Origin of the sequence: Cupriavidus sp. SK-4, assembly GCF_000611125.1 — a bacterium.
Taxonomy (GTDB): domain Bacteria; phylum Pseudomonadota; class Gammaproteobacteria; order Burkholderiales; family Burkholderiaceae; genus Cupriavidus; species Cupriavidus necator.
In genome coordinates, this window is the sequence record NZ_JFJW01000201.1 from 1 (window position 1) to 907 (window position 907).

1 protein-coding gene is annotated in these 907 nt (G+C 62.5%); it reads right to left on the reverse strand.

The window, feature by feature from the left end:
- Nucleotides 1-18 precede the first annotated feature (18 nt).
- On the reverse strand, nt 19-907 hold an 889-nt coding region (locus CF68_RS34420), incomplete at its 5' end, for an IS4 family transposase (RefSeq protein ID WP_035827926.1).

Consider the following 907-nt stretch of genomic DNA (forward strand, 5'->3'; position numbering starts at 1 on the left):
CATTTGATTACACACAAGTCAGTCACCCAGTTCTCGTGCGTACCTGAGGCCGGCGGCGAAATCCATCACTCGCTGCAGTCCTTGCCAGATGGTCTTGACTCCGGGTTCGCCGTCGCCTTTGCGCGCCAGAAAGCCGCCGAGCATGGCGACCAAGCGCACGACCTCATTCAGACGCGGTGACGTCTTCGGCGGCTTCTTCTTGTTGAGAATGAATGCCGCGCGCCATTCATCCCGCTCGAACAGCAGCCCTGCATCCAGGTCCGGGCAAGTTCGGCCCAGTCGCATCAACCGAGCGATGCGCCATGCCACCACCATAAACAGCGCCAAGGCACGCTCAAGCCGTGCCATCGATGCGAGTTGCAACGCTTCGACCCGACAGCCGTTCTTGAGCACGTGAAAGAACAATTCCACCTCCCAACGCGCGCGGTACCAGTCAATAAGCTGCGCCGCTGCGTCAAGGTCGTCCACCTCGCGATTACTCAGCAGTCGCCATTCAATCGGCTTGACGCCTGCCGGCGGATCGACCTCCCGGGCGACGATGCAAGTGGCACTCACCACGCCGCCTGCAGCATCAGGCAACGCGACACGTTGCGCCCACACCTGCTGCCGTACCGCGCGCGCAGGCTGAGCCTGACGGGCTGCCAGCGTGAAGTGAATCCTGCCCACTGGCTCACCCGCAGTCACTTTGTCCCACAGCTTGCCGCCGCCAGGCAAGGTGCGATTGTGCTGCGAGCGCAGTAGCCAATCCGCCGGGTGGCCCAACTCCTTTGCTTTGACCATCAGCGCCATGATGTCCGATTCCCGGTCAGCCACATAGACGAGTCGCGTGGCAGGCAGTGCGGCCGCCTGTTCGGCAACCCGCTCATATCCTTCGGTCCAGCGGGTACTTTCCTTGATGCCGGGGCGC